The organism is Curtobacterium sp. AB7 (assembly GCF_044909335.1).
In the GTDB taxonomy this organism is placed as follows: domain Bacteria; phylum Actinomycetota; class Actinomycetes; order Actinomycetales; family Microbacteriaceae; genus Curtobacterium.
Window position 1 is genome coordinate 1 of record NZ_JBIYED010000013.1, and the last position, 22,470, is coordinate 22,470.

19 protein-coding genes are annotated in these 22,470 nt (G+C 70.1%); 3 read left to right on the top strand and 16 right to left on the bottom strand.

Annotated features, from left to right (window positions below; all coding sequences use genetic code 11):
* Positions 1 to 378 precede the first annotated feature (378 nt).
* From ABH929_RS17445 to otsA, 13 genes are all read right to left on the bottom strand, one after another.
* On the bottom strand, positions 379 to 1,149 hold the full coding sequence (locus ABH929_RS17445) for a fumarylacetoacetate hydrolase family protein (RefSeq protein ID WP_111085932.1): 771 nt from the start codon (positions 1,147 to 1,149) through the stop codon (positions 379 to 381).
* Positions 1,150 to 1,179: 30 nt separating this feature from the next.
* The gene (locus ABH929_RS17450; RefSeq protein ID WP_404562125.1) at positions 1,180 to 2,289 is read right to left on the bottom strand and encodes a branched-chain amino acid aminotransferase; all 1,110 of its coding nucleotides are present in this window, start codon (positions 2,287 to 2,289) and stop codon (positions 1,180 to 1,182) included.
* A 15-nt stretch (positions 2,290 to 2,304) separates the two neighbouring features.
* Positions 2,305 to 3,375, bottom strand: coding sequence for a 3-isopropylmalate dehydrogenase (locus tag ABH929_RS17455; protein ID WP_404562126.1), 1,071 nt, complete (start codon positions 3,373 to 3,375; stop codon positions 2,305 to 2,307).
* Entirely contained in the window at positions 3,375 to 4,964 is a 1,590-nt protein-coding gene (gene serA / locus ABH929_RS17460; RefSeq protein WP_404562127.1) for a phosphoglycerate dehydrogenase, read from the bottom strand. The genes ABH929_RS17455 and serA overlap by 1 nt, the downstream gene beginning before the upstream one ends.
* 78 nt (positions 4,965 to 5,042) lie before the next feature.
* Positions 5,043 to 5,423 (bottom strand): hypothetical protein, encoded by a 381-nt coding sequence (locus tag ABH929_RS17465; RefSeq protein WP_263090940.1) that lies wholly within the window; start codon positions 5,421 to 5,423, stop codon positions 5,043 to 5,045.
* Positions 5,420 to 5,884, bottom strand: coding sequence for a hypothetical protein (locus ABH929_RS17470; RefSeq protein WP_111085937.1), 465 nt, complete (start codon positions 5,882 to 5,884; stop codon positions 5,420 to 5,422). The genes ABH929_RS17465 and ABH929_RS17470 overlap by 4 nt, the downstream gene beginning before the upstream one ends.
* 61 nt (positions 5,885 to 5,945) lie before the next feature.
* Positions 5,946 to 7,136, bottom strand: a complete 1,191-nt coding sequence (locus ABH929_RS17475; RefSeq protein WP_205462650.1) for a mannitol-1-phosphate 5-dehydrogenase — start codon at positions 7,134 to 7,136, stop codon at positions 5,946 to 5,948.
* Between the two features lie 212 nt (positions 7,137 to 7,348).
* A complete protein-coding gene (ilvC, locus tag ABH929_RS17480; RefSeq protein WP_111085939.1) occupies positions 7,349 to 8,374 on the bottom strand; it encodes a ketol-acid reductoisomerase in 1,026 nt (341 codons plus the stop codon).
* Between the two features lie 51 nt (positions 8,375 to 8,425).
* Positions 8,426 to 8,926, bottom strand: a complete 501-nt coding sequence (gene ilvN, locus ABH929_RS17485; RefSeq protein WP_022907763.1) for an acetolactate synthase small subunit — start codon at positions 8,924 to 8,926, stop codon at positions 8,426 to 8,428.
* Positions 8,923 to 10,746: an acetolactate synthase large subunit gene (locus ABH929_RS17490; RefSeq protein WP_123292268.1), complete on the bottom strand. Its 1,824-nt coding sequence runs from the start codon at positions 10,744 to 10,746 to the stop codon at positions 8,923 to 8,925. Before ABH929_RS17490 ends, ilvN begins: the two co-directional genes overlap by 4 nt.
* A gap of 47 nt (positions 10,747 to 10,793) precedes the next feature.
* The gene (gene ilvD / locus ABH929_RS17495) at positions 10,794 to 12,488 is read right to left on the bottom strand and encodes a dihydroxy-acid dehydratase (protein ID WP_123292267.1); all 1,695 of its coding nucleotides are present in this window, start codon (positions 12,486 to 12,488) and stop codon (positions 10,794 to 10,796) included.
* Between the two features lie 92 nt (positions 12,489 to 12,580).
* The gene (gene otsB, locus ABH929_RS17500) at positions 12,581 to 13,363 is read right to left on the bottom strand and encodes a trehalose-phosphatase (protein WP_404562129.1); all 783 of its coding nucleotides are present in this window, start codon (positions 13,361 to 13,363) and stop codon (positions 12,581 to 12,583) included.
* A complete protein-coding gene (gene otsA, locus ABH929_RS17505; RefSeq protein WP_404562130.1) occupies positions 13,356 to 14,948 on the bottom strand; it encodes an alpha,alpha-trehalose-phosphate synthase (UDP-forming) in 1,593 nt (530 codons plus the stop codon). Before otsA ends, otsB begins: the two co-directional genes overlap by 8 nt.
* A 135-nt stretch (positions 14,949 to 15,083) precedes the next feature.
* On the opposite strand from otsA, the gene ABH929_RS17510 reads away from it, so the two are divergent.
* Both ABH929_RS17510 and ABH929_RS17515 read left to right on the top strand, forming a co-directional pair.
* Positions 15,084 to 17,603, top strand: coding sequence for a hypothetical protein (locus ABH929_RS17510; protein ID WP_404562132.1), 2,520 nt, complete (start codon positions 15,084 to 15,086; stop codon positions 17,601 to 17,603).
* A 68-nt stretch (positions 17,604 to 17,671) separates the two neighbouring features.
* On the top strand, positions 17,672 to 18,643 hold the full coding sequence (locus ABH929_RS17515; RefSeq protein ID WP_205462653.1) for a magnesium transporter CorA family protein: 972 nt from the start codon (positions 17,672 to 17,674) through the stop codon (positions 18,641 to 18,643).
* Between the two features lie 43 nt (positions 18,644 to 18,686).
* Here the strand turns inward: ABH929_RS17515 and ABH929_RS17520 are convergent, their stop codons facing one another.
* Complete coding sequence (locus ABH929_RS17520; protein WP_263090949.1) at positions 18,687 to 19,838, bottom strand: SLC13 family permease; 1,152 nt, start codon at positions 19,836 to 19,838, stop codon at positions 18,687 to 18,689.
* A gap of 93 nt (positions 19,839 to 19,931) precedes the next feature.
* Between ABH929_RS17520 and ABH929_RS17525 the strand changes: the two genes are divergently transcribed.
* Positions 19,932 to 20,123: a hypothetical protein gene (locus tag ABH929_RS17525; protein ID WP_111085947.1), complete on the top strand. Its 192-nt coding sequence runs from the start codon at positions 19,932 to 19,934 to the stop codon at positions 20,121 to 20,123.
* Positions 20,124 to 20,280: 157 nt separating this feature from the next.
* Here the strand turns inward: ABH929_RS17525 and ABH929_RS17530 are convergent, their stop codons facing one another.
* Complete coding sequence (locus tag ABH929_RS17530) at positions 20,281 to 21,444, bottom strand: mechanosensitive ion channel family protein (protein WP_263090951.1); 1,164 nt, start codon at positions 21,442 to 21,444, stop codon at positions 20,281 to 20,283.
* Positions 21,445 to 21,553: 109 nt separating this feature from the next.
* A complete protein-coding gene (locus ABH929_RS17535; protein WP_404562133.1) occupies positions 21,554 to 22,468 on the bottom strand; it encodes a glycine betaine ABC transporter substrate-binding protein in 915 nt (304 codons plus the stop codon).
* Positions 22,469 to 22,470 lie beyond the last annotated feature (2 nt).

The window sequence follows — 22,470 nt, forward strand, 5'->3', positions numbered from 1 at the left end:
AAGGAATTGCATCATGACCCAGTCAGCAAGCCGACCAGGCACGAGGTCAATCAATAAATTGGCATTGACAATGTGCACGCTGTTGAGTTCTCAAGGACCAGACGCACTCCCCACTCGACACCCGAAGATGCTCCGCCAGAGAGGCTGGTGAATCCGCTGCCCGGGGAAGAACCGTGGCGGACAAGATCCCCGGGTAAACCCAGTGACCGTCTCAGCCGTTCCGTTCTCCGCCGCCGTGGCAACGAGTGATTACTCTACGCAGGGACGAACGGCTGCGCCAAGCCAGGCCGCATCCCGGGCGTGTCGCCCGGAACGGCCCGGAACGCGGAACGGCCCGCTCCCCCGAGGGGGAACGGGCCGTCGTGGTGACGAGCCGGATCAGTGGCGCGCGATCACCGGGTTCTTGAGCGTGCCGATGCCCGAGATCGTGACCTCGACGACCTCGCCGTCGCGGATCTGACCGACCCCGGCCGGGGTGCCGGTCAGGATGACGTCGCCGGGCAGCAGGGTCCAGATCGACGACACGAACTCGACCAGCGAGGGGATGTCGTGGACCATCTCGTTCGTCGAGCCCGCCTGGCGCAGGTCGCCGTCGACGCGGGTCTCGATGCGGATGTCCGACGGGTCGATCTCGGTCTCGATCACGGGGCCGAGCGGGCAGAAGGTGTCGAACCCCTTGGAGCGGGTCCACTGGCCGTCGCGGGCCTGCAGGTCACGGGCGGTCACGTCGTTGGCGATGGTGTACCCGAGCACGACGCTCGCGAAGTCCTCACGCCGGACGTTCTTGGCGAGCGATCCGATCACGATGGCGAGTTCGCCCTCGTGGTCGACGCGTCCGATGTCCGCCGGCAGACGGATGGGTTCGTCGGGTCCGATCACCGAGGTGTTCGGCTTGAGGAACACCACCGGGTCGTCGCCGGCGCGCTCGTCCATCTCCGAGGCGTGCTCGAGGTAGTTGAGCCCCACCCCGATGACCTTCGACCGCGGGATGACGGGGGCGAGGAGCTTGGCGTCGGCGAGTGCGACGCGCTCCCCCGTGGTCTCGAACCCCTGGTACATCGGGTCTCCGGCGAGCACCACCAGGTGCCGCTCGTCGAGGATGCCGTACCGGGGGTCTTCACCCTTGCTGCTGAACCGTGCGATCTTCACCGTTCGACCCTACCCACGCCCGGACGTCGATCAGGACGCGTCGGTCAGCTTCGTCATCCACCCGTGCGGGTCGGGACGACGGCCGTACTGGATGTCGGTGAGCTCGTCGCGCAGGGACATCGTGAGTTCCCCGGCGCCCTCGGTCGGCGAACCGATCGTGAAGCCCTCGCCGCGGAGCTCCGCGATCGGGGTCACGACGGCGGCCGTCCCGCAGGCGAACGCCTCGGTGATGGAGCCGTCGGCCACACCGTCACGCCACTCGTCGAGGGTCACCCGGCGCTTCTCGACCGTGAGCCCGCGGTCCTCTGCCAACTGCAGGATCGAGTCGCGCGTGATGCCCTCGAGGATGGAGTCGGAGTCCGGCGTGACGAGGGTGCCGTCGGACTTCACGAGCACGACGTTCATGCCACCGAGTTCTTCGAGGTACTTGCTCTCGACCGAGTCGAGGAACATGACCTGCTGGCACCCGTGCTCGTAGGCCTCCTGCTGGGGCAGCAGCGACGACGCGTAGTTGCCACCGGTCTTGGCGGCACCGGTCCCGCCCTTGCCGGCGCGGGCGTACTGGGTCGACAGCCAGATCGAGACCGGCTTCGGCCCTGAGGTGAAGTACGCCCCGGCCGGGCTCGCGATGCAGTGGTACGCCACCGCCTGCGCCGCACGCACCCCCAGGAACGACTCGGTCGCGATCATGAACGGCCGGAGGTACAGGCTCGTCTCGGGTGCGGACGGCACCCAGTCGACGTCGGCCTGCACGAGCTGCCGGATCGACTCGACGAAGGCCTCGACCGGCAGTTCCGGCAGCGCCAGGCGACGGGCAGACCGCTGGAACCGACGAGCGTTGGCGTCCGGGCGGAAGGACCACACCGACCCGTCCGCGTGCCTGTACGCCTTGAGCCCCTCGAAGATCTCCTGCGCGTAGTGCAGCACGCTGGCGCTCGGGTCGAGCGAGAGCGGGCCGTACGGGTGGACCGAGGCACCGTGCCACCCGCCGTCGAGCGTCCACTCGACGGTGGCCATGTGGTCCGTGAAGTGCTTGCCGAAACCCGGGTCGGCGAGGATCTCCTCGCGCTCGGCGGCGGCGCGACGGTCCGCGGACGGGGTGGTGGCGAACTCGAGTCCGAAAGCGGTGTCGGTGCTCATGGGGAGGGCTCCTTCTCAGGCGGTGGTGGTGCGTGCCGTGGCCGCGGCGGCGATGGCGTCGCCGATCTCGGCCGTGCGACGCTGCGTGGTGCCCCGGTCTGCCAGGTCCGCCTCGACGGCCCGCGTCACCGCCGTCGCGAGGTCGCTGCGACCGATGTGGTCGAGCAGCAGTGCGACGGAGAGGATGGCGGCCGTCGGATCGGCCTTCTGCTGACCCGCGATGTCCGGCGCGGAGCCGTGGACCGGCTCGAACATGCTGGGGAAGGTGCCGTCCGGGTTGATGTTGCCCGAGGCCGCCAGACCGATGCCGCCGCTGATCGCGCCGGCCAGGTCGGTGATGATGTCGCCGAAGAGGTTGTCGGTGACGATGACGTCGAACCTAGCAGGTTCCCGCACCATGTGGATGGTGACCGCATCGACGTGCTGGTAGTCCACCGTGACGTCCGGGAACTCCGCCCCGACGGCCGCGACCGTGCGCTGCCACAGGGCCCCGGCGTGCACCAGGACGTTGCTCTTGTGCACGAGCGTGAGGTGCTTCCGGGCCCGACGGTCGGCCAGGGCGAAGGCGTAGCGGACGACCCGCTCGACACCGAACGCGGTGTTCAGCGACACCTCGGTCGCGATCTCCTGCGGCGTACCCGAGCGGATCGCTCCGCCGTTGCCGACGTACGGCCCCTCGGTGCCCTCGCGCACGACGACGAAGTCCACCGCTCCCGGGTCGGCGAGCGGCGTCGCGACGGCGTCGTGGACCTTGGTCGGTCGCAGGTTGACGTAGTGGTCGAACGCGAAGCGCAGCTTCAGCAGGAGCCCACGTTCGATGATCCCGCCGGCGAGCCGGGGGTCACGGGGGTCCCCGCCGACCGCGCCGAGCAGGATCGCGTCGTGCGACGCGATGGCGGACATGTCGTCCTCGGTGAGGATGTCGCCGGTCTCGAGGTAGCGCGTCGCTCCGAGGGAGAACGGGGTCTCCTCGATGACGAGGTCGTCCGGGGTCACGGCGTGCAGGACCTTGAGGGCCTCGTCGACGACCTCTGGTCCGATGCCGTCCCCGCGGATCACCGCGAGCTGGAGCGTCCGGACGGCCATCAGAGCGTGATGTCGATCTCGCGGAGCGAGGAGGCGTCGATCGCCCGGCCGACGTGCTCGAGGATCTCGGCGGGCACGGGCGAGTCGACGGTGAGGACGCTGAGCGCCTGTCCGCCGGCGGCTTCGCGCGAGATCTGCATCGCCGCGATGTTGATGCCGGCCTCGCCGAACTCCTTGCCGTAGACCGCGACGATGCCCGGGCGGTCGACGTACTCCATGACGACGTGGTGCCGGTCCAGCGGGACCTCGACGTCGTGGCCGTTGATCTCGACGAGCTTCTCGACCTGCTTGGGGCCGGTGAGCGTGCCGGACACACTGATCGCGGGGCCGTCGGACTGGGCGCCGCGGATCGTGAGCACGTTGCGGTACTCGGGGCTGTCGGTCTCGGTGATGAGCCGCACGGTGACACCGCGCTGCTCCGCGATGAGCGGGGCGTTGACGTAGGAGACCTGGTCGCTGACGACGTCGGTGAAGACGCCCTTGAGCGCCGCGAGCTTGAGCACGCTGACGTCGTACTCGGCGAGCTCACCGTGGACCTCGACGTCGATGCTCGTGACCGGCGACGTCGCGAGGGCCGTGAAGACCTGACCGAGCTTCTCGACGAGCGGGATGCCGGGGCGGACGTACGGGTCGATGACGCCGCCGGCGACGTTGACCGCGTCCGGCACGAGCTCGCCGCCGAGGGCGAGACGCACCGACTTGGCGACCGAGACGCCGGCCTTCTCCTGCGCTTCGTCCGTCGAGGCACCCAGGTGCGGCGTGACGACGACGTTGGGCAGCGCGACGAGCGGGGAGTCCTTCGGGGGCTCCGACACGAAGACGTCGAGACCGGCACCCGCGATGGTGTTCGCGGTCAGCGCGCGGTGCAGGGCGTCCTCGTCGATCAGGCCGCCGCGGGCGACGTTCACGACGAACGCGGTCGGCTTCATGAGCGCGAACTGGTCGTCCGAGATCATGCCGAGGGTCTCGGGCGTGCGCGGCATGTGGATCGTGACGAAGTCGGCACGCTGCAGCAGGTCGTCGAGCGAGACGAGCTCGACTCCGAGCTGCTGGGCACGGGCCGTCGTGACGTAGGGGTCGTACGCGATCACCTGGACGCCGAAGGCCTGCAGGCGCTGCGTGATGAGCGCGCCGATGCGGCCGAGACCGATGATGCCGACGGTCTTCTCGTAGAGCTCGACGCCGGTGTACGACGAGCGCTTCCACGCCCCGGCGGCCAGCGACGCGTGCGCGGCCGGGATGTGTCGGGCGAGCGACAGGATGTGCCCGACGGTGAGCTCGGCGGCGGAGATGATGTTCGACGTCGGCGCGTTCACCACCATGACACCGGCGGTGGTCGCCGCCTTGATGTCGACGTTGTCCAGGCCGACACCGGCACGGGCGACGACCTTGAGGTTCGGGGCCGCGGCGATCGCCTCGGCATCGACCTTGGTGGCGGAACGCACCAGCACGGCATCCGCGTCGGCGAGGGCCGACAGGAGCGCGGGGCGGTCGGTGCCGTCCACGTTCCGGATCTCGAAGTCGGGCCCGAGGGCGTCGACCGTGGCGGGCGAGAGTTCTTCGGCGATCAGGACGACCGGCTTCGACACAGCTGCTGTTTCCTCACGAGAGACGGTTGGTATCCCACCATGCTATCGACGTGCGCGGCCCGTTACGACCGCGGGCGCCTAGAACTGCAGCAGGCTCGGCACGAACAGCTGCAGGTCGAGCCAGAGGGCGCCCGCCGCCGCGAAGGCGAGGACGAACACGGCGAGGGTGACCGCGAGCCGCGCACGACGCGTGATCACCAGGGCGACCACGAAGGCGACCGGGGCGATCAAGATGTCCAGGACCAACCACAGCCAGGGCGTGCTCGCCTGCAGCGACTCGCCACCGGAGGTGGTCGCGAGGAACGCGTTGAACTCGTCCACCCGCTGCGAGATCTGCGTGAGGTTCCCCACTGCCTGCACCGTCATGTAGGCGAACAGCACGGCGAACACGAGCCAGACCGCGATGCGGCCGATGACCGGACCGCGCGACCGGCGGCCGACCGGCGTCGCGGCGGTCACCCGAAGCTCCGCGTCAGCAGGAACGGCCACGGGAACAGCACCACGGCTCCGAGCAGCATCCAGAGCAGTCGTGTCCGGGTCCGGCTGCCGCGGGCGGCCCAGAGCACCACCGTGAACCACAGCGCCGGCGCGAGGATGGCGAGGAACCGGAGCACCTCGACGAAGACCGTCAGGACGGTGTCGACACCCGAGACGTACGAGGTCGACGCCGTCAGCAGCCAGGCGACGGTGTAGAGCAGGTAGAGCCCCCCGAACACGCCGAACCCGACGAGGGCGCCGGAGGTCTCCGGTGCCTCGGGGTCGCGGTCGCCACGGTCCTTGACGGCGACCGGGTTGTGCGCGGCGTCGACGTGGGTGGCGTCGTCGGCGTCACCCCAGCTGAGCGCCTCGTCGTCGTGGTCGACGGCGTTCGTCACGTCCGGGTCGACCGACCCGTCGGGTGGGGATGCTGCCGTGTTCATGCCTCGATCCTACGAGGGACCAGCGCACGGGGAGACCACGGGTTCCCGGCGGGACGCGCGCTCAGGCGTCGGCGGGCTGTGCCTGGAGCACCTCGGCGACGACCTCGCGCACGGCGGGGAAGAGCGGGTGGCTCTCCATGAGGCCGGTGAGGATCTCGGTGAGCGCGTGCGCCGTCGCGCCGGAACGGAGCAGCGCGTGCAGCTCGATCGACTCCGGGTCGTTCTCGTCGTCGAAGGCGAGTGCGACGCGGACGGCGCCGAGCAGGTGCTCGACCGGCAACCCGCGTTCGGCGAGCTGCGCGGCGGGACCGACGAAGCGCTCGCGTCGGCCGAGCTTGCGGAGCGGGTTGCGTCCGACGCGCACGGTGGTGTCGGGCAGGTGCGGATTCGCGATGCGCGACAGGTTCGCCGCGACGTAGCGTGCGTGCTCCTCCGGGTCGAAGCCGTGCTTCGCGACGAGCAGCGCGGTGGTCTCGGCGAGCACGCCGTCGACCTCGGCGCGGACGGCGTCGTCCTCGAGGGCCTCGCGGATGAGCCGGATGCCGCGGACGTAGCCGTGGTAGGCGGCCGTCGCGTGCGCGGTGTTCACCGTGTAGAGCTTGCGCTCGACGAAGGGCTGGAGGTCATCGACCCAGGTGACGCCCTCGATCGTCGGGGGTTCGACGTCGGATCCGAGGAACGGCGTGCGCTCGATGACCCACTCGTAGAAGGGCTCGAGCACGACGTCGAGGCCGCCGGACTGCCCGAGCACGCCGGACTGGTCGGGGACGATGCGGTCGATGGCGCAGTTCGCGAAGACCGCCGCGATGTCGCGGTCCTCGAGCACGGGAGCACGCCGGATGCTCGCGTGCAGGGAGTCGGTGGCGTTGAACGCGTTCTCGCACGCCACGATCGTGACATCGCCGCGCTCGAGCGGACGCGCCGCGAGTCCCTCGGCGATGAGCGGTGCGACGAGCGGGAGCGTCCGGGCACCGACCGCGGTCGTCACGACGTCCGCCTCGGCGATCGCCTGGATCACGCGGTCGCGGTCGGTCTTGCTGCTGAGCGCCCGGAAGCCGTAGACGAGGTGCTCGACCGGCATCTCGCCGACCTCGTGCACCACGAAGCGCCCGGCTTCGTTCAACGCGGACACCACACGGTCGTCGACGTCGACGAAGGTGAGCTCGTAGCCGCTCGCCACGAGGAACTGACCCACGAACCCACGCCCGATCTTGCCGGCGCCGATGTGGACCGCTCGTTTCGTCACCGCCATCCGATGATCATCCCATGCTGGTCGGTCCGCCCCTGACCGCTCGTGCGGACCGCGGACGACGGCTGTCGCGCATCGTCCGGGCGCACGCCGACGGGACGCCGGTCCACGGCGTCGGGGCTGGAGAAGAGCTGCTGCATAACGTTCGGGTCACGTCGCGAGGCGGCGGTGCAAGGGCTGCACCGCCGCCTCGTCATCGAGTGTTCCTCGGAAGACTACCGCGCTGCCGAGCCGTCCACGTAGTCGCCGTCGTTCTGCTTCCAGGCGAAGAGCGCGCGGAGCTCGCGGCCGGTCGCCTCGATCGGGTGGCCCTCGCCCTTGGCGCGGAGCGCCTTGAACTCGGGTGCGCCGGCGTCCTGGTCGTCGATGAAGCGCTTCGCGAAGGCACCGTTCTGGATGTCCGCGAGCACCGCCTTCATGTTCTCCTTGACGTCGGGCGAGATCACGCGCGGGCCGGAGACGTAGTCACCGAACTCGGCGGTGTCGGAGATCGACCAGCGCTGCTTGGTGAGGCCGCCCTCCCAGATCAGGTCGACGATCAGCTTGAGCTCGTGCAGGACCTCGAAGTACGCGATCTGCGGCTGGTAGCCCGCCTCGACCAGGGTCTCGAAGCCGTACTGGATGAGCTGCGAGGTGCCACCGCACAGGACGGCCTGCTCGCCGAACAGGTCGGTCTCGGTCTCCTCGGTGAAGGTCGTCTTGATGCCGCCGGAGCGCAGACCACCGATGGCCTTCGAGTACGACCACGCGAGGTCCCATGCGGAACCCGACGCGTCGACCTCGACGGCGACGATCACGGGGACGCCACGGCCGGCCTCGTACTCGCGACGGACGGTGTGACCCGGTCCCTTCGGAGCGACGAGCGACACGTCGACGCCCTCGGGTGCCTCGATGTAGCCGAAGCGGATGTTGAAGCCGTGGCCGAAGACGAGCGTGGCGCCCGGCTTGAGGTTCGGACGGATGTCATCGGCGTAGACGATGCGCTGGACCTGGTCCGGCGCGAGGATGACGACGACGTCGGCCCAGGCGGTGACGTCGGCCGGGGTGAGGACCTCGAAGCCGGCCTCTTCGGCCTTCTGGCGGCTCTTCGAGCCCTCCTTGAGGCCGATCTTGACCTCGACACCCGAGTCACGGAGGTTGAGGGCGTGGGCGTGGCCCTGCGAGCCGTACCCGATGACGGCGACCTTCTTGCCCTGGATGAGCGTCAGGTCGGCGTCGGCGTCGTACACGATGTCAGTCACGAGGGTGTGTCTCCTTGGTTCTGGTGGATTGTGGGGGTGGCGGACCGCTGGTCAGCGCACCCGGTCGGTGATGCTCTTCGGTCCGCGGCCCATGCCGAGGAGTCCCGCACGGGCGAGCTCCTTGATGCCGTAGGGCTCGAGGACGCGGAGGATCGCCTGGATCTTGCCGGGGTCTCCGGTCACCTCGACGATGAGCGAGTCGTTCGCGACGTCGACGACCTGCGCGCGGAACAGGTTCACTGCCTCGAGCACGGCCGACCGCGTCTGGTTGTCGACGCGGACCTTCACGAGCATGTGCTCGCGCTGGACGGACTGCGAGAAGTCCAGTTCGACGATCTTGATGACGTTGACGAGCTTGTTGAGCTGCTTCGTCACCTGCTCGAGCGGGAGGTCCTCGACGTCGACGACGACGGTGATCCGGCTGAGGCCGTCGACCTCGGTGTTGCCGACGGCGAGCGACTCGATGTTGAACCCGCGGCGGGCGAACAGGCCCGCGACACGGGTCAGCAGACCGGGCTTGTCCTCCACGAGGAGGGACAGGACGTGGCTCATGCGGTTTCCCCCGTCATGTCGGCGTCCTCGTCGTCCCAGGTGGGTGCGAGGGCCTGGGCGTACTCGATGGACGAGTTGCTGACTCCCTGCGGGACCATCGGCCAGACCATCGAGTCACGGCTCACGACGAAGTCGATCACCACGGGGCGGTCGTTCGTCTCGAGTGCGAGCTGGATGGCGGCGTCGACCTCGTCGGCCTTCTCGACACGGATGCCGAGGGCGCCGTACGCGTCCGCCAGCTTCACGAAGTCGGGCACGCGGCGCGAGTCGTGACCGGTCTCGAGGTCGGTGAACGAGTGGCGGCCGTCGTAGAACAGCGTCTGCCACTGCCGCACCATGCCGAGCGACGAGTTGTTGATGATCGCGACCTTGATCGGGATGTCGTTGATGACGCAGGTCGCGAGTTCCTGGTTCGTCATCTGGAAGCAGCCGTCGCCGTCGATCGCCCAGACCACGCGGTCCGGCTGGGCGACCTTCGCGCCCATCGCCGCGGGGACGGAGTAGCCCATCGTGCCCGCGCCGCCGGAGTTCAACCAGGCGTTCGGGCGCTCGTACTTGATGAACTGCGCCGACCACATCTGGTGCTGCCCGACACCCGAGGCGTAGACGGCCTCGGGACCGGAGAGCTCGCCGATGCGCTTGATGATGGCCTGCGGGGCGAGCAGGCCGTCGGTCGGCTCGGCGTACCCGAGCGGGAAGTCGACCTTGAGCTGGCGGAGCTTCGTCCACCAGTCGGCCGTCGAGGCGCGGTCGTCGACGGCGATGCCGCCCCACGCGTCGAGCAGGTCGACCAGGACCTCGCGGGCGTCGCCCACGATCGGGACGTCGGCGAAGCGGATTTTCGAGATCTCGGCCGGGTCGATGTCGACGTGCACGACCTTGGCGTTCGGCGCGAACTCGTCGGCCTTGCCCGTCACGCGGTCGTCGAAGCGGGCACCGAGCGCGATGATCAGGTCGCTGTCCTGCAGACCGAGCACCGCCGGGACGGTGCCGTGCATGCCGGGCATGCCGAGGTGCTGCGGGTGCGAGTCCGGGAAGGCACCGCGCGCCATCAGCGTCGTCACGACGGGCGCACCCGTCGCCTCGGCGAAGCGGAGCAGCTCGGCTGTCGCGCGGGAGCGGATCACGCCACCGCCGACGTAGAGCACCGGACGCTCGGCCTCGGCCAGGAGCTGCGCGGCCGCGGTGATCTGCTTGCCGTGCGCCTTGGTGACCGGTCGGTAACCGGGCAGGTCGATCTTGGGCGGCCAGACGTAGGGCGCCGACTTCTGCTGGGCGTCCTTCGTGATGTCCACCAGCACGGGGCCGGGCCGACCGGTCGTCGCGATGAGGTGCGCCGCGGCCAGGGTCGCCGGCACGTCGGCCGGGTCCGTGACCAGGAACGAGTGCTTCGTGATCGGCATCGTGATGCCGACGATGTCGGCTTCCTGGAACGCGTCGGTCCCCATCAGCGTCGAGAACACCTGGCCGGTGATCGCGATGAAGGGCACCGAGTCCATGTAGGCGTCGGCGATGGCCGTGACGAGGTTCGTCGCACCGGGGCCGGACGTCGCGATGGCGACGCCGACCTTGCCGGACGCCGAGGCGTAGCCCTCGGCGGCGTGGCCGGCGCCCTGCTCGTGGCGGACGAGGATGTGGCGGATCGTCTTCGACGCCATGAGCTCGTCGTAGAACGGGATGATGGCACCGCCCGGCAGGCCGAAGACGTCGGTGATCCCGAGGTGCTCGAGCGTCCGGAGGACGGCTCCCGAGCCGGTCAGGATCTCCGGCGACCGGCGTGCACCGGCGGCCGCGGACAGCGGAGTTGCTTCCGTGGGCATGAGGTGGTCCTTGCCTGGAGAGGTGGCGATGGTGCGTGTGTCGAACGCTAGCCCGTGACCGCGCCCTGGGCGGCGGACTTCACGAGCTTGGCGTACTTCGCGAGGACTCCGCGGGTGTAGCGCGGGGGCAGCGGGGCCCAGCCGTCACGGCGGGCCTCCAGCTCGGTCGGGTCGACCAGTAGGTCGAGCGAGCGAGCCGCGATGTCGACACGGATGCGGTCGCCATCGCGCACGAAGGCAACTGGACCTGCGTCCACTGCCTCGGGTGCGATGTGGCCGATGCACAGGCCGGTTGTGCCGCCTGAGAATCGTCCGTCGGTCAAGAGTAGTACATCCTTGCCGAGGCCCGCGCCCTTGATGGCAGCGGTGATGGCGAGCATCTCGCGCATGCCCGGACCGCCCTTGGGGCCCTCGTAGCGGATGACGACGACGTCGCCCTTCTGGATCTTCCCCTCGGTGAGGGCGTCCATCGCGGCACGCTCGCGGTCGAACACCCGCGCGGGGCCCTCGAACACCTCGGCGTCGAAGCCCGCGGTCTTCACCACGGCGCCCTCGGGGGCGAAGGTGCCCTGCAGGACGGTCAGGCCGCCGGTCTCGTGGATCGGGTTGTCGAGCGTGCGGAAGACCTCGCCGTCGAGCGCCGGCGGGTCGATCTCGGCCAGGTTCTCGGCGACGGTCTTGCCCGTGACGGTGAGGCAGTCGCCGTGCAGCAGGCCGGCGTCGAGCAGCGCCTTCATGATCACCGGGATGCCGCCGTTGCGGTCCACGTCGACCATGACGTACTTGCCGAAGGGCTTCATGTCCGCCAGGTGCGGGACCTTCGAGCCGATGCGGTTGAAGTCGTCCAGCGACAGCTCGACCTCGGCCTCGTAGGCGATGGCGAGCAGGTGCAGGATGACGTTGGTGGAGCCGCCGAGGGCCATCGCCACGGCGATCGCGTTCTCGAAGGCTTCCTTCGTCAGGATCTGGCGGGCGGTGATGCCGTGCTCGAGCATGTTCACCACGGCCTCGCCGGAGCGGTGCGCGTAGTAGTCACGGCGGCGGTCGGCGCTCGGCGGGGCGGCGGAGCCCGGCAGCGACATGCCGAGGGCCTCGGCCACGCTCGCCATGGTGTTGGCCGTGTACATGCCACCGCAGGCGCCCTCGCCCGGGACGATGGCGCACTCGATCTTCTTGAGCTCTTCCTCCGACATGGTGCCGGCCTTGCAGGCACCGACGCCCTCGAAGGAGTCGATGATCGTGACTTCCTTCATCGTGCCGTCGGCCTGCTTCACGTAGCCCGGCATGACCGAGCCCGCGTACAGGAACACGCTGGCCAGGTCGAGGCGCGCGGCGGCCATGAGCATGCCCGGCAGCGACTTGTCGCAGCCGGCGAGCAGGACGGTGCCGTCCAGGCGCTCGGCGTTGACGACGGTCTCGACGCTGTCGGCGATGACCTCGCGCGAGACGAGCGAGAAGTGCATGCCCTCGTGGCCCATCGAGATGCCGTCCGAGACGGAGATGGTGCCGAACTGCAGCGGGTAGCCGCCACCGGAGTGGACGCCTTCCTTGGCGCCCTGTGCGAGGCGGTCGAGCGAGAGGTTGCAGGGCGTGATCTCGTTCCACGAGGACGCGATGCCGATCTGCGGCTTGCTCCAGTCCTCGTCTCCCATACCGACGGCCCGCAGCATGCCACGCGAGGTGGTTGCTTCGATCCCGTCGGTGACGACCCGGCTGCGCGGCTTGACGTCGATATCAGGCATGGAGCGAGTCTAGGACGCTTTGGGATACCAGCAGGACAACAACATGCGTTCGCATGTTCAGGAGCCCGACCGGGAGGCCCGGATCACCCGGGTCAGCGCGTCGCACGGATCCTGGCGAGCTGCTTCAGGACACCCGTCAGGGCCGCCGGGTCCGCGATGCGGTACCCGGCACGGGTCTCCCCCGGGCCCACCTTCACGCCGACGTCGCCGTCCCCGAGCACGCGGAAGCCGTCCTCGTCGGTGACGTCGTCACCGGCGAAGAACACCGCGTCGGCACCGTGGAGCTCGCGCAACCGGGCGATCGCGTCGCCCTTCGTGACGTGCCGGACGGCGAACTCGACGATGTCCTTGCCGCCGCGCTCGAGCACGTCGGCGTCGGCCTCGTGCGCCGCGCGGCTCGCGTCGGCGTTCGCCTGCGCGGCGACCTCGGCGCTCACCCGACGGGTGTGCACGCCGTGGCCGGCGGGCTTGTGCTCGATGACGACGCCCGGGTACCGCGCGCCGACCTCGTCGAGCGCCGCACCGATCCGTGCGACCCGGGCGACCTCGTCGTCGGTCAGGGCGGCCTCGTCGTGGCCGTCCACGCGCCACTCGACGCCGTGCGACCCGACCAGCGCCATGTCCTGCGGCGCGTGCGACACGGAAGCGAGGCTGCCGAGCGGGCGACCGGAGACGAGCACGACCTCGGTGTCCTTCGCGCGGTGCAGGGTCAGGACCGCTGCCCACGAGCCCGGCAGGGCGCCGACCTGCGACGGCTCGTCGGCGAAGGGCGCGAGCGTGCCGTCGAAGTCGAGGGCGACGATGAGTCGCGGCGCAGCCGCGAGCGTCTCGAGTGCCGTGTCGATGGCGGTCTGGTCGGTGGTGGTCTCAGTCATCACGTGCCTCCCGGGTGTCCTCGGCAGCCCTGGCGGACTGGGCGTCCTGGTCGAAGATCGACATGTTGTCGGTCTGCGCCTCACGGTGTCGGTCCACCGGGTCGGTGGCGGACGGGTCGAGCTGGGCGTTCCGCGGCGCGTGCCGGTCGAGCGCCTCGAGGAACGAGCGCGACCAGCGCGCCACGTCGTTGTCGCGCACGCGCTTGCGGAGCGCACGCATGCGCGTCGAGCGCTCGCGGCGCGGCATCTCGATCGCGCGCTCGATGCTGTCCTTCAGCGCGCCGATGTCGTGCGGGTTGACGATGACGGCCTGCTTCAGCTCGTCGGCGGCACCGGCGAACTCGGACAGGATGAGCACCCCGTCGCTGTCGAAGCGAGCCGCGACGTACTCCTTCGCGACGAGGTTCATGCCGTCGCGCAGTGCCGTGACGAGCATGATGTCGGCGGCCAGGTAGAGCGCCACCATCTCCTCGCGCGGGTAACCGTGGTGCAGGTAGGAGATCGGCTGGTGGCCGATGACCCCGAGGTCGCCGTTGATGCGACCGACGCTCAGCTCGATCTCGTCGCGGAGCGTGGCGTACGTGTCGACGCGTTCACGGCTCGGGCTCGCGACCTGGATGAGAGCGGCGTCCTCGACCTTGATGCGGCCGTCCTCGACGAGTTCGCCGAAGGCCTTGATGCGGTGCCGGATGCCCTTGGTGTAGTCGAGGCGGTCGACCCCGAGCAGCACCGTCTTCGGGTTGCCGAGGCTCTCGCGGATCTCACGGGCTCGCTCCTGCACCTCGGGACGACGCGCGATGTCCTCGAAGGCCTCGGCGTCGATCGAGATCGGGAAGTGCCGGGCCTCGACGTGGCGGACCGTGATCCCCTTGCGGCTGCGCGGCGCGTCCGGGTCGTCGACGGGGACGTCGATCGTCTGGCCCTTCGTCGTGTAGCCCTTGATGTGACGGACCGCTCGGAGGAAGTCGCTCGCGTCGTCGTGACGCTGGAAGCCGATGACGTCGGCGCCGAGCAGGCCGTCCAGGATCTGCGCGCGCCAGGGCAGCTGGGCGTAGATGCCGACCGGCGGGAACGGGATGTGGTTGAAGAAGCCGATCGTCAGGTCGGGACGCTTGGCCCGGAGCAGTGCCGGCACGAGCTGCAACTGGTAGTCCTGCACCCAGACGATGCCGTCCTGCTCGGTGATCTCGGCGATCTGGGCCGCGAAGCGCTCGTTGACGCGCTTGTAGGCGTTCCACCAGTCGCGGTGGTAGCTCGGGTGCTCGATGACGTCGTGGTACAGCGGCCAGAGGGTGTCGTTGCTGAAGCCCTCGTAGTACTCCTCGACGTCGTCGTCGGACAACGGGACCGGCACGATGTGGATGCCCTCGTTGTCGAACGGCTCGACCTCGACCTCGGGCTGGCCGACCCAGCCGACCCAGGCGCCGTCGTTCGCGCGCATCACGGGCTCGAGGGCGGTGACGAGGCCACCGGGCGAGTGCCGCCACCCCTCGTTGCCGTCCTGGTCGACGACCCGGTCCACCGGCAGGCGGTTCGAGGCGACGACGAAGGCGTACTTGGTGGAGGAACGAGACGGCGCAGACACGGTGGGAACTTACCAGCGCCCGGACAGCGGATTCACGGCGGATCGGCGGGTTCCGGTACGCTTCGGGTGCGTGTCGGGGGGACACGGGTGCTGGCGTGCGGCATCGGCCTCCCGGTCGGAGAGGACCCACCAGCCATGAGCGAGAACCCGCCGAACCCGCCCGTCCCGCCCGTCCCGCCCGTTCCGCCGGGGCAGCCCGGCCCGCGGTCGTCGGACGCGTTCGGCCGCCTGCTGCGGTCCGTGTCCGGCCGTGACTGGCTGGCCGCCGTGCTCGCCGCCGTCGGCGGCTGGGTCGCCGCTTACGTGGTCGCCGCGATCTCGCTGCTCCTCACCGTCGCCGTGCTGGCAGCGGGCGGATCGGGATCCGGTTCCGTCGGGTCGGGGTCGACCGGCACCGGGACCGACCTCGGCGCCGGGAGCACCCCCGACGTCCAGTCGCTGCTGTCCGGGGTCAGTGTCCTGCTCGGTACCCCGGCCCAGCTCGTCGCCCTCGCCGACCTCGGCCGCCTGCACCTGTCCGGCTCGATCGGCTTCCTCGGGTCGGGGTCCGGCGCGCTCGCGGTCGTCCCGGCGGTCGTGCTCGCCGCACAGGTCGTGCTGGCCGTCGTGCTCACCCGTCGCATCCGCACCCGCGGCCTCGGGCGCGCCGCGATCCTGCTGACCGCCGTCCTGTCCGGGCTGGTGACCACGGTGCTGACCAACGCCGCCGCGGGCATCCTCGCCATCCGGTTCCCCGCCGTCTCCGGCGCCGTCATCGACCCCGTGCACGCGGTCGGCCTCGGCAGCATCCTCGGCGCCTTCGTGATCGGCGCACTCGCCGCGGTGCTCGCACGGCCCTCGGCCCTCCTCGGCCGGAACGTGTTCGCCGGTCGCGTCCTCGGCACAGTGCGCGTCGCGGCGTCGCAGCTCACGGTGCTCGTCGTGCTGGTGACGATCGTGGTCATCGTCTTCGCCCTGGTCGCACAGCCCTCGTGGGGCGCGGCGCTGCCGGTGCTCGTCGGCAACGTCGCGGTCGGCCTCACTGCCCTCGGGTTCCTCGGCGGCGTCGGACTGTCCGGCTTCGGCTCGGCGGGGAGCACTGCATCGGTCTTCGGCGGCGCCGGTGGCTGGACCTGGCTCGTCGTCCTGCTCGTCGTCGTGACCTCGGTCGTCGCGGGCCTCGCACTGGCAGTCCGCCGCAACGACCGGTTCCGCACCACGCTGGACTGGGTCGTGACCCCGGTCGTCTGGTTCGCCCTCGGACTCCTGCTGTTCGTGCTCGGCACCGGCCTGGTGTCCTACCAGGCGACGGGCATCAGCGCCGTCAGCGGGACCGGTTCGATCGGGATCGCGCCGTGGACGCCGCTCGTGTTCGCGCTGTGGGGCGGCGCGATCGAGGCCGTGGCACGGTACCTCGCGCCCGTGCTGCTCCCCCGCCTCGGCGGTGGCGTGGTGCTGCGGACCTCGCGCCTCGTCGGAGCGGACCCGCGCCCCGCGGCCGCACCGACCTTCCCGGCAGCGACTCCGGCGTTCTCGCCGGCCGACCCAGCGTTCCCGCCGGCCGACCCGGCGTTCCCGCCGGCCGACCCGGCGTTCCCGTCGGCGGCGCCCGCGGGCGACCCGGCAGCAGCAGCGTGGGCGGCGACGCCCGGCGTCGGCCACCCCGGTCAGCCGGAACAGCCCTTCGTCGGCGGTGGCGCTCCCGCACCCGCTCCGATGTCGCCGCGCGCCAAGAAGGTCCTGGTGCGCTCGCTCATCGCGGGTGGCGCCGTGGTCGTCGTCGTCATCGCGGGTGCCGTCACCACCGGCGTGCTCCGGGCCAACGTGTGGGGCCCGGCGCCGACCGTGAAGTCCTACGTGCAGGCCATCGCGAGCGGCGACGCCGACACCGCCGCCCGACTCAGCGAGGTGCCGTCCGACGCCGCGATGCTCGACTCCGCGGTGCTGAAGAGCGCGAAGGACCGCCCGTCGGACATCCGCGTGGGCCGTGTCTCGACGAGCGGTGACAACGCCCTGGCCACCGTCAGCTACACCCAGGACGGCAAGAACCGCTCCGGTCAGGTCAGCCTCCGGCGCACCGGCACCTCGTTCCTCGTGAAGGACGAGTGGCGCGTCACCGAACCGCTCGCCCAGACCGTCACCCTGACCGCGTCCGAGGTGCTCGAGGGCGCGCCGGTCACGGTCGGCGGCAAGGAGATCGGCGAGATCAGCGACGGCCGGTTCACCTCGCTCGCCTACCCCGGCACCTACGAGGTGCAGGTCGGTGGGACGAAGTACTTCACGGGTGGCACCGAGCAGGTGTCGGTCGGCGCGACGTCCTCCGGGTACGTCGACTTCACCCCCACCGCCACGAAGGCGCTGCAGCGAGACGCCGAGCGGTACGTGACCGACCTGATCGACGGCTGCGCCGAGAAGACCGACCTCAGCGCGCTGAGCGGTTGCCCCTGGTACGGCCCGTACGACGCCGACGGCGCGGTGCGTTACGACGTCACGACCATGCCGGAGATCGAGGTCGAGGCCTCCGGTTCGGGCACGGTCATGGTGCAGAGCACGAAGGACGGCGTCGTCGAGTACGACTACACCTCGTACTTCGGGGACGCGGAGCACGGCGAAGACAGCTTCGACGTGAACCAGTACCTGAAGGTCGAGGACGGGAAGCTCGTCTCCGCCTACTGACGCACCACCGCACGCGACGACGGCCGGCCTGGGATCTGCAGGCCGGCCGTCTCACTAGGCTGACGCGCATGGTCAGGACACGGGCGTGGCGGAACGGCGACGCGGCGGAGCGAGACTTCCCCGTCGACCGGATCTCGGACCTCGTCGCCGACGCCGACACGTTCGTCTGGGTCGACTACACCGACCCGGTGCACGACGACCTCGTGCAGGTCGAACAAGAGCTCGGCATCCACGCCCTCGCCGTCGAGGACGCCGTCGAGCACGGCCAGCGCCCGAAGCTCGACCGGTACCGCGACAGCCTGTTCCTCGTGGTCTACGACGTCGGCGGTCTCGGCGAGGACGGTGAGCTCGTCACCCACGAGGTGAAGGCGTTCGTCACCGAGCACGCCCTCGTCACCATCCACGGGGCCGACGTCGACACCGCCGCGATGGAGCACCGGCTCGACGCGAACGCCGACGTGGCCGACCACGGAGTGCCGTGGCTCGTCTGGGCGTTGCTCGACGCCGTCGTCGACCACGCCACCGAGACCGTTGAGGACATCGAGCGACGGATCGACGCGCTCGAGGACGACCTGTTCGAACGGGGGAACCCGCGCGAACAGCAGATCCAGCGCCGGTCGTTCCGCCTCCGCAAGGCGCTCGGGGTGATGCGCCGCCTCGTCGTGCCGACCCGGGACAGCGTCGGGTCGCTGCTGCACGGCGACGCCGAGACGATCTCGGACGGCATCCGACCGTACTTCCGCGACGTCGAGGACCACCTGGTGTCGATTTCGGACTCCGTCGAACAGCTGCGCGACGCCGTCTCGAGCGTCCTCGACACGAACCTCAACCTGTCGTCGAACCGGCAGAACACCGTGATGAAGAAGGTGACGAGCTGGGCCGCGATCATCGCGATCCCCACCGCCATCACCGGCTTCTTCGGGCAGAACGTGACGTTCCCGGGCGAGGGTGCGTGGAGCGGGTTGTACGTCTCGCTCGCGCTCATCGTCGCGTCGTCGCTCGTGCTCTACCGCGTCTTCAAGGCCCGCGACTGGCTCTGACCGCCGCCGCGGGTCAGAGCGCGAGCACCCCGGCGATCCCCCGTCACAGCGCCAGCGCGAGCACCCCGGCGACCACGGTGAGCGGAGCCGCGACGCACCCGAGCAGCATGTACTTCCCCCACGACAGGTGCACGCCCTCGGCCGACAGCCGTGCGTGCCACAGCAGCGTGGCGAGCGAGGCCCACGGCGTCACCAGGCACCCGGCGTTCACGCCGATGAGGAGCGCCGCGTACCGCACGGCCTCGTGACCGGCGGCGGGCTCGAGCACCAGGTACGCGGGCAGGTTGTCGATGGCGTTCGCCGCCACCGCTCCCCCGGCGCCGAGCAGCAGGAGCGGTCCGGTTCCGGTGCCGTCGCCGAGCGCCCGCACGATCGGATCGGTGAGCCCGGTGCTGTGCAGGGTCTCGACCACGACGAAGAGCCCGGCGGCGAAGAGCAGCGTCGACCACGGCACGCGCGACGGTCGGAGCTCGGCGGGCGACCGGAACGCCGCGACGACGACGAGCACGAGGGCACCGGCCACGGCGGCGATCCAGACCGTCACCCCGGCGGTCAGCGCCACGACGAGCGCGACGAGCACTCCGGACGCCGCCCAGAACGACACCGGGTCGGACGGACGCCGTACCGACACCGGTGTGTAGCGCCCGAAGAGCTCGCCGCGGAACACCACGAGCAGGACGGCGCACGGCACGACCACCCCGGCGACGGCCGGCCAGGCCATCAGGCCGGCGAAGGGCAGCGGGCCGCCGAGGCCCATCCGATCGACGGCGAGCAGGTTCGTCAGGTTCGACACCGGCAGCAGCAGGGAGGCGGTGTTCGCGAGCCAGACGGTGGTGAGCGCGAACGGCATCGGCGGCAGCCCGACCCGGCGCGCCAGCGAGATCACGATCGGAGTGAGCAGCACCGCGGTGGTGTCGATCGACAGGAACACGGTGCAGAGCACGGCGAGGACGACGACGGCGCCCCAGAGTCCGATCGTGCGTCCGCCGCCGACACGCGCCGCGACGTCGGCGAGTCGGTCGAACACCCCGGCGTCCGCAGCGAGCTCGGCGACGATCGTCAGCCCGAGGACGAACCCGAGGACGGGCAGGACCCGCTCGGCCAGGACCCCGAGGTCGTCGAGCGGCAGCAGGCCGAGCGCGACGCACACCGCGCCGATGACGAGCAGCACTGCTCCGATGACGGCCTGACGCACGGGCGCTCCTCCACGAGTGCGCCGGGCAGGGTGTCCGGCGGCGCTCCAATGTACTGACCGGTAGCGTTGGCAGCACGACGACAGGAGGCCTCTGTGCGCAAGTTCATGTTCAACGGTGCGGTGTGGAGTTCGCTCATCAGCGGCTACAGCGTGCTCCAGACCACCCGCCAGGGACCCCGCGACTGGCGGCTCGCCCTGACGTGGGTCGCGTGGATCGCGACCACGATCGTGGCGATCGGCACGGTGGTCGAGGACGACCGCGCCGTCAAGGCGCGCCAGCCGTAGGTCCAGGCCGCGAGACGGACGGGAGGCCCGTGGCGGATCCGCCACGGGCCTCCCGTCCGTCGTCAGCCCCGTCCACGGCACCGGGTTCCGGACACGGAACCACGCGATTCCGCGGTGCTGTGTCCAGAACCTGGTTCCGCAGCGGAGGACCCGACCGTCAGCGCTCCGACGGCGGGATGTCGGACGTCTGGATCGGGCCGGTGAAGAGCGCCGCGCGGTCCTCCTGCCCCGGCGCGAACAGCGCCGAGTCGGCGGCGGTCGACGCCGTGCGCCGCCGCGGTGCCGTCTCGTCGACCATGAGCACGCGCTGGACCGGCAGGGCGTCGGGGTGGGTGCGCTGGATCCACTCGACAAGTTCTTCGCGGATGTAGCAGCGCAGGTCGAACAGCGACGGCGCGTCGTGTGACGTCGCGAGGACCCGCACCCGCACGTACCCCTGCACGGCGTCGGTGACCTGCAGCACCTTGACGCGGCGGTCCCACAGCTCGGTGCGGTCGAGGATCCGGTCGAGCTCCTCGCGCATCTCCCCCGGACGGACCCGCCAGTCCAGGTCCATCTCGACGGCGCCGAGCAGTTCGCTGTTCGTGCGCGTCCAGTTCTCGAACGGGGTGCTCGTGAAGTACGTCGACGGCAGCACGAAGCGCCGGTCGTCCCACAGGTGCACGACCACGTAGGTCAGGGTGATCTCCTCGATCCGCCCCCACTGCTGCTCGACCACGACGACGTCGTCGACGCGGATCGACCCGGAGAACGCGAGCTGCATGCCCGCGAAGACGTTGCCGAGCGTCGACTGCGCCGCCAGACCCGCGACGACCGAGATGAGTCCGGCGCTCGCGAGCACGCTCGCGCCCGCGGCCTCGACCCCGTCGAAGGTGAGCAAGATCGCGCCGACGGCGATGATGACGAGCACGGCGACGGTGAGCCGCCGGATGATGAGGACCTGCGTGCGGATGCGGCGGGCCTGCCGGTTGTCAGGGACGTCGATGCGGAACCGGTGGAGGCCGAGGTCCTCGAGGAAGATCGCGATCTGGCACGCCAGCCAGCAGCCCACCGCGATCGTGACGATGAGGAACCCGTGCACGACCTCGTCGCGCCACGGGTACGCGTCGGCGTCGCGCGGGACGCTCGAGGTGAACGCGATCCAGAGCAGGACCACGAGCAGGGTGGTGCGGAACGGGTGCTTCGCCCGGCGCGAGAGCACGCCGGCCCACCGCTCCCGTCGCGCGACCGTCCGCAGCACCAGGTGCAGGACGACCGCGGCGACGGCGGTGATGAGCAGGGCGAACCCGATCGCGACCAGGAGTCGGAGGAGGATGTCCATCCCTCCATGCAAGCAACGAAACGACAGTCGTCGTTCAGAAAACCGGCCCCGGACGCGACGGAGGCCCGGTGCGCACGACGCGCACCGGGCCTCCTGTCCGACCTGCTGACTACTTGCCGGACGTGAGCGAATCGACGAAGTCCTGGTGCTCGGAAGCCCACTTCTCGGTGATCGCGGGGTACTCGCTGGCCTTCGCGCCGCTGTTCACGAGCGCGTTCTCCAGCGAGTAGAGGGTGTCGGAGTCCATCGAGAAGTCCTCCATCCACTTCGACGCCTGCGGGAAGTCCTGCTCGAATTCCTTCTTGGCGATCGTGTGGATCTCCTCGTTCTTGCCGAGCGCACCCTTCGGGTCCTTCAGGTCCTTGATCGGGAAGGCGTCGTACGCCCAGTGCGGACGCCACAGCGTCACGACGACGTCCTCCTTCTTCGCGATCGAGGCCTTGAGGTCGGCGAGCATCGCCGGCGTCGAACTCGTTATGAAGTCCATGCCGTCCAGGCCGTACTGCGGGATGACCTGCTCGGACACGACCTTCGTCTCACCGGCAGCGGGCTCGATGCCGATGATCTTGTTGCCGAACTCGGACGCGTGCGCCTTCAGCTCGTCGATCGAGTCGACGTCCGAGTACTCCGGCACCGCCAGTTCCAGCGACGCCTGCTCGTTCCAGGCGCCGAGGTCCGTCAGGTCCTTGCCGTAGGTGTCCATGTACTCCTTGTGCGTGTTCGGCAGCCAGGTGTCGAACACCACGTCGTAGTCACCGGACGCGAGGCCCGTGTAGGCGGGTGCGACGTCGGAGTTGGTGAGCTGGACGTCGTAGCCCTTCTGCTCGAGGACGTGCTTCCAGAGGTAGCTGGCGGCGGTGTCCTCGTCCCAGCCGTTGAAGACGACGACGTGCATCGACTTCTGGTCACCGTTGTCGACGGTGCCGGAGGCCCCGTAGTAGCCGGGCGGCATGCAGGCGGACAGGCCGACGGCGGTGGCGACGGCGAGGACGGCCGCTGCGAGGGTGCGCTTGGTTCGCTTCATGA